General features: G+C 26.4%; 8 protein-coding genes. 7 read left to right on the plus strand and 1 reads right to left on the minus strand.

The window, feature by feature from the left end; genetic code table 11:
• The 6 genes from B5E58_RS12910 to B5E58_RS12935 form a co-directional block, all read left to right on the plus strand.
• Positions 1–413: SIS domain-containing protein (locus B5E58_RS12910; RefSeq protein ID WP_143597278.1), on the plus strand; the 413-nt coding region annotated here is incomplete at its 5' end.
• Positions 403–1164, plus strand: a complete 762-nt coding sequence (locus tag B5E58_RS12915) for a MurR/RpiR family transcriptional regulator (protein ID WP_088110058.1) — start codon at positions 403–405, stop codon at positions 1162–1164. The genes B5E58_RS12910 and B5E58_RS12915, both read left to right, overlap by 11 nt.
• A 110-nt stretch (positions 1165–1274) precedes the next feature.
• Positions 1275–2120, plus strand: a complete 846-nt coding sequence (locus B5E58_RS12920; protein ID WP_158097773.1) for a Cof-type HAD-IIB family hydrolase — start codon at positions 1275–1277, stop codon at positions 2118–2120.
• Positions 2121–2138: 18 nt separating this feature from the next.
• Positions 2139–3803: an alpha-glucosidase gene (locus tag B5E58_RS12925; protein WP_088110060.1), complete on the plus strand. Its 1665-nt coding sequence runs from the start codon at positions 2139–2141 to the stop codon at positions 3801–3803.
• A 13-nt stretch (positions 3804–3816) separates the two neighbouring features.
• Entirely contained in the window at positions 3817–5244 is a 1428-nt protein-coding gene (locus B5E58_RS12930) for a PTS transporter subunit EIIC (RefSeq protein ID WP_088110061.1), read from the plus strand.
• A gap of 77 nt (positions 5245–5321) precedes the next feature.
• Complete coding sequence (locus B5E58_RS12935; protein ID WP_088110062.1) at positions 5322–6074, plus strand: alpha/beta hydrolase; 753 nt, start codon at positions 5322–5324, stop codon at positions 6072–6074.
• A 72-nt stretch (positions 6075–6146) separates the two neighbouring features.
• Here the strand turns inward: B5E58_RS12935 and B5E58_RS12940 are convergent, their stop codons facing one another.
• Positions 6147–6632 carry an S-ribosylhomocysteine lyase gene (locus tag B5E58_RS12940; protein ID WP_088110063.1) on the minus strand — a complete coding sequence of 162 codons (486 nt, stop codon included), beginning with the start codon at positions 6630–6632 and terminating at the stop codon, positions 6147–6149.
• A gap of 136 nt (positions 6633–6768) precedes the next feature.
• On the opposite strand from B5E58_RS12940, the gene B5E58_RS12945 reads away from it, so the two are divergent.
• A partial coding sequence (locus tag B5E58_RS12945; RefSeq protein WP_088110064.1) for a tRNA pseudouridine synthase A occupies positions 6769–7282 on the plus strand: 514 nt, incomplete at its 3' end.

The raw sequence follows: 7282 nt of genomic DNA on the forward strand, positions 1-7282 counted from the left end.
ATATTTATGGTACTGGAAATGAGCAAAAAACCATAGCTGATGAGTTTAAAAGAGTTTTTATTTCAGCTGGTAAAATAGTTGTACCTGTATTTGATTATGGAGAGGTTGAATTTTTAAAATCTCTTTTTAAAGAAAATGATGTGTTTATAATAATATCGCTTTCAGGAGAAACAAAATCTGGTATAGATATACTTAAACTTATAATTCCAACTAAAATAAACAGAATTTCAATAACACGATTAGCTAATAATACAATATCAAGATTATGTCATTTAAATATTTTTGCTATTACTCAAAACATAAATAATATAAATAATCTAAATTATGAATTGGTCGCAGTTTTTTATATGATTATAGATACTCTTTTTATGAAATATATTGAGTATTCTAGGAGGATAGAAAATGAATATTGATGATTTAATAAATAATAATTATAAAAATTTCACTGAAAATGATAAATATATATGTCAATGTATACTTAATAATAAAAAAGATTGTTGCAGTTTGTCTATTGAAGAATTTGGGCTTAAATTTCATATTTCAAAAAGCTCTCTTTCAAGGTTTGCTCAAAAATGTTCTCTTTCTGGATATACTGCATTAAAATCTATTATACGTATGTCCTATAATGAAAATATAAATGTTGAAAATTCTATTTCTACTATGTTTGAAAGTTATCATAAAATGATTGATTATATAAAAACGAAAAATTGTTCTGAGATTTTTAAAAATATAAAATATGCAAAAAGAATTTTTATTTTTGGTAGTGGATATTCTCAGGCTAAAGTTGCTAGTGAATTTAAAAGAATTTTTTTGCCAGCACATAAAATAATAATCGACGCACATGGAAAAGATATGGCAGAAGCTATAATAAATGTAGCAAGTATAGATGATTATGTAATAATGGTATCTCTTTCGGGAGAGTCTGAAACTATTATAAATATGGCTAAAAAATTACATATTAAAGGTATAAAACTTCTTTCAATTACAGAGATGAAATCAAACACACTTTCTGGAATTTGTGAAGAAAATCTTTATATAAATTCTATAAAAATGTCTATTGATCAAGACTTTATATATAATATAACAACTTCTTATTTTATACTTATAGAACTTTTATATATACAATATAAATTATTTTTAAATGATGTACATATTCCCACATAATGAAACAATGAACAAAGTTTGAACATAGTTTTTTAAAGAGTCACTTCTATTGAATGGCTCTTTTTTTAATGATATTATAACATTGCCGGCAGATAAAGGAGGAATTTAACTTGAAAAAGCTTATAATACTGGACATAGATGGTACTTTAAGAGATTTTGCTTATGGTGTGCCAAACTCAGCTATAAAAGCTGTTAATATGTGCAGAGAACGAGGTCATATAGTTTGTATATGTACAGGAAGAAGTCAAGGCACAATTCCAAAAGATGTTATGGATATGAATATTGAAGCTATTATATCTGGTGGAGGTTGTTATATAAAATATAGAAATAACATTATAAAAGATGAATATATTGATGTGGATATATTAAAAAAGTTTTATGAAACCTTTAAATTAAAAAATAATAATATTGCTTTTGCTTTTGAAAGTATTGAAAAAGTTTTTATGAATAACAGTGCTTATGAAATATTTATGGATATGAATAGAGAAAAAATAGCATTTTTAAACGATAAGCAAAAAGAACATTTTTTTAAGAATGAAAAAATTGTATATGAGGATAATATAAGAGATTTTAATATTGAAAAAGATAATATCCATAAAATATGTATTTGGTCTGATTATAAAATGAATAAAAAATTAGATTTTTTTATAAAAGAAAATAATATTTATAAATCTCAATCAGGAATGTGGCATGAAAATTTTTATAATGAAATTATTAAAAAGGGCTCTAACAAAGGAGACGCAATAAAAACACTTTGTAAATACTTGAAAATAGATTTAAAGGATACAATAGCTTTTGGTGACGGTTATAATGATATAGATATGTTTAATGTTTGTGAAACATCGATAGCCATGGAAGGAAGTCCTTTGGCTCTTTCAAATATATCTACAGGAATGTGTGAAAGCGTTATGGAAGATGGGATATATAATGAACTTTCAAGACGAAATATAATATAAGAATAAAGGGGGATTTTTATGAATAATAAATGGTGGCAAAAAGAAGTTGTTTATCAGATTTATCCTAAAAGTTTCTATGATAGTAATAATGATGGTATAGGGGATATAAAAGGTATAACGAGTAAATTGGATTATTTAAAAAATTTAGGCATAACAATGATATGGATTTGTCCTATTTTCAAATCGCCTATGGATGATAATGGATATGATATATCGGATTATTTCGATATATCAGAAGAATTTGGTACAATGTACGATCTTAGAGAACTTATTGATAAAGCAAAAGAAAAAAATATAAAAATAATACTTGATCTTGTAATAAATCATACATCTGACGAACATCCATGGTTTAAAGAAGCATTAAAAAATCCTGAAAGTAAATATCATGATTATTATATTTTTAAAAATGGAAAAAGTGTTCCTAATAATTGGCGATCTGTTTTTGGTACATCTGTTTGGGAAAAAGTTGAAGACAGAGATGAATATTATTTCCATGCTTTTGGAAAGAAACAGCCAGACCTTAATTGGGAAAATCCAGAACTTAGAAATGAGCTTTATAAAGTTGTTAATAAATGGCTTGATTTTGGTATAGCTGGTTTTAGAATTGATGCTATAACTTTTATAAAAAAAGATCTAACATTTAAAAGTATAGAAGCTGATGGTGTTGATGGTATGGCAAAATGTACAAAAGTTTCGAGAAATCAAAAAGGTATAGATGTTTTCTTGAAAGAACTTAGAGCAAACACATTTTCAAAATATAATTGTGTAACAGTTGCAGAAGCACCAGGAGTTGAATATGATGAACTTTCTAATTTTATAGGTGAAGATGGATATTTCTCAATGATATTTGACTTTAAATATGCGGACCTTGATGTAAAGAGCGGAAGTGAATGGTTTAAGAGAGTTAATTGGACTGTAAAAGAACTTAATGAAAAGATTATGAAAAGTCAAATTTCAATTCAAAAAACAGGTTGGGCAGCCAATTTTATAGAAAATCATGATCAACCAAGAGCAACAACAAAATATTTAATTGAAAATGAAAGAAATAATGATGCAGTAAAAATGTTAGGGGCTATGTATTTCTTTCTTAGAGGAACTCCTTTTATATATCAGGGACAAGAAATTGGAATGATTAATTTTGAAAGAAAATCAATTGGTGATTTTAATGATATATCTAGTATAGACCAATATAAGCGTTCTATTAAAGAAGGATTTGACGAAAAAGATGCTTTACATTTCATAAATTTAAGAAGTAGGGATAACGCAAGAACTCCTTTTCAATGGAATAATAAAAAATATGCAGGTTTTTCAACAAAAAAACCATGGCTTAAAATGAATGATAGTTATATTAATATAAATGCTGAAAGTCAGATAGGTAAAAAAGATAGTATATTTGAATTTTATAAAAGTATTATAAATATAAGACAGAATTCAAAATATTCAGAGTGTCTTATATACGGAAAAATAGAACCAATTCAGACTTCTGATAAGACAATAGGCTATATAAGACATTATAATAACATAAAAATATACTGTTTTTTTAACTTTGATAATAATGAAACAGAAGAATATTTTGAAGGAAAATATAATGAAACAGTTCTCAATAATTTAGATTGTGAATTTATAGAAAATGGAAAATTAAGATTGATGCCTTTTCAGGCTTTAATGTTTACTACAATATAAGGAGGATTATGTTATGGGTGGAAATAATAAATATTTAGATATAGCAAAATCAATTGTAGATATAGTTGGGGAAGATAACATTGTTTCTGTTACACATTGTGCCACAAGACTTCGTATTATTGTTAAAGATAGAGAAAAAATTGATGATAAAAAAGTTGAAAAAATTGATGAAGTAAAAGGTGTATTTTTTACATCAGGACAATATCAAATAATACTTGGTACAGGTATAGTAAATAAAGTTTATGCAGAAGTAGAAAACCTTGGACTTAAAACACTTTCAAAAAAAGAACAAGATGAAGCTGTAAAAAGTCAAGAAAAAGGAATAAAACGTATTATGAGAATATTGGCAGATATATTTGTTCCTATAATTCCTGTAATTGCTGCAACAGGTCTTTTCTTGGGACTTAAGAGTTGTATATTTAATGATAATGTTCTTTCTCTTATAGGTGCTTCAACAGCTGATATTCCAGCATATATACAAACTCTTGTTACAGTTCTTACAGACACAGCTTTTGCGTTTCTACCAGCTATAATAACATGGTCAGCTTTCAGAGTATTTGGTGGTACTCCTGTAATAGGTCTTGTAATAGGACTTATGCTTGTCTCTCCAGCTTTACCAAATGCTTATTCAGTAGCTGATCCTAAAAGTGGAGTTGAAGCTATAATGGCTTTTGGAAAAATTCCGCTTGTAGGTTGTCAAGGAAGTGTACTTACAGCTATTGTTACAGGCTTAATAGGTGCAACTCTTGAGAAAAAACTCAGAAAAATTATGCCTAATGTCCTTGACCTTATATTTACACCGTTTTTTGTAATGCTTATAACAATGCTTGTAATTCTTCTTGGTGTTGGTCCTATTATGCATGTAATAGAGCTTAATATGGTAAATATAATAGAAAAACTTATAAATCTTCCTTTTGGAATAGGTGGTTTTATAATAGGCTTTACATATCCTTTGGCAGTTATAACAGGACTTCATCATACATATGTAATGATAGAAACATCTTTATTAGCAAATACAGGATTTAATGCTCTTATAACACTTTGTGCAATGTATGGTTTTGCAAATGTTGGAACTTGTTTGGCTTTTGCTTTAAAATCAAAAAGCAAAAGAATAAGACAAACTAGTATTGGAGCTATGCTCTCTCAACTTTTCGGTATAAGTGAACCTGTTTTATTTGGTATACAACTTAGATTTAACTTAAAACCTCTTTTTGTTATGCTTTTAACATCTGGAACAGGAGCAGCACTTCTTTCTATATTCAATATACGTTCAAATTCATATGGTCTTGCTGTCCTTCCATCATATCTTATGTATATATATGAAGGTCACCAACTTTTAATTTACTTTATAATATCATTAATATGTGTATTTATGAGTTTTATACTTACATACCTTTTTGCTATACCAGTAGAAGCTATGGTTTTTGATGATAATATATAAAAAATAAAAGACGAGAGTTTTCTCGTCTTTTTTATGTTAGAATATTATATATATTATAAAATAAGGAAGTGATTTTAATGTATATTTTTAATGAGAATATCATTATAATAGGTAATAGTTGTATTAAATATAATATTGTTATTCCTAAAAAAGTATTATATACTGTCTATTGGCTTCATGGCTATAATGGAAATTGTTTTGAATTTTATGAAAACTATGACATTAAAGAGCTTTCAGAAAAATATAGTATTGCGATAGTTACGCCTTCTGTGGGAAATAATTATTATATAGATAAAGATAATATATGTATTTCAAAAATTGTATCAAAAAATTTAGTTGATGAAACTCGTTATAAATATGATTTACCAAATAAAAGAGAGAATACATTTATAAGTGGTGTTTCTATGGGTGGATATGGGGCTTTATTAATTGGTTCAAAATATGCTTCTGTTTTTGGAAAAATAGCATCAATATCTGGCTCTTTTATAGTTGATGATATATTAATAGGAAATCCAGAAGTTGTAGGTTATAACAACTGTGGATTTTCTTATTTTAGTGACATTTTTGGAGATTTATCTGAACTAGAATTTTCATATAATAAAAATCCTTTGTGTGCTGCTATAAAATCACTTAAAGAACATAAATTGCCAAATGTATTTCTATCTTGTGGAAAAGAAGATATACTTTTTAAAAGAAACGAAAAAATAAATAAAAAATTAATTATGGAAGGTGCTAATGTTAAATGGTATCCTCATAATGGCGGACATAATTGGCGTGATTTTGCAATAGACGAAACTTTTAAATGGCTTAGTAGTAATACACATGATTAAATTATATAAATAAAAAGCAGTATAAAAATAATCATATACTGCTTTTATTTACATAAAAAAATTATAGTAAACTTAATATTGCTGTTTAGGATATACCATGTTTTCTTCTTTAATATTCATAAGAATTTCATCATAAAATTTTTTACATTCTATTTGTGTTATAACAAGATTATGATCAAGATAATTGCCACACATATATGATTTTGTAGCAGGTATTTCTCCTTTAAAATTTATAATATATTGATAACATTCTTTCATTTTTTCAATTATATTATGTGGTTCAAGGTCACCTTTAAATATAGCGTACATTCCTGTTCTGCAACCCATAGGTCCTATATATATTGTTTTATCAGCCCATTCATTATTGCTTCTAAAATATACTGCCATTAAATGTTCAAGAGTGTGCATTACAGATGTATCCATTACAGGTTCTCTATTAGGCTCTTTCATTCTTATATCAAATGTTGTTAAAATACCATCATTAATAATATCCTTTCTTGAAACATAAATACCTCTTAAAAGTACATCATGATTAATTCCAAAGCTTGTTACGTCCATAATTATTCCTCCTTTTAGTTTTAAAGATATTTTATAATAATTATGTTTTTTAGACAAGGTTTAATTTTATTTTGAAATATATCTTAAGCTGATGTAAAATAAAATATATTTATTAAATCTATAAAAAAGGTGAGTTATGAGAAATTTTAAATTATTAATACAGTATGATGGTACAAGATATAATGGCTGGCAAAAACAAGGTAATACAAAAAATACTATTCAAGGTATTTTTGAAAATATAATATCAAAAATATTTGGTTGTAATATTGAAGTAAATGGTTCTGGTAGAACAGATGCAGGAACTCATTCTAAGGGTCAAGTTGCAAATTTTAAATGTGAAACAGATATGAATACTTATGATATCTTTACTGAAATTAATAAATATCTTCCAAAAGATATATCTGTTTTAAGTTGCGATGAAGTTAATTTGCGTTTTCACAGCAGATTAAATGCAAAGTCAAAGAAATATATGTATATAATAGATAATAGTTCTGTTCATGATGTTTTTTTAAGAAACTATGCTTTTAGAGTTGAAGAAAAACTTAATATAAATATAATGAAGGAAGCCTCAAAACAATTTTTAGGTGAACATGATTTTAGGGCTTTTTGTTCAAATAAGAGATACAAGAAATCAACAATTAGAACTATAT

The sequence above is a fragment of the Tyzzerella sp. An114 genome (assembly GCF_002161055.1).
GTDB classification, from domain to species: Bacteria; Bacillota; Clostridia; order Lachnospirales; family Anaerotignaceae; genus Fimicola; species Fimicola cottocaccae.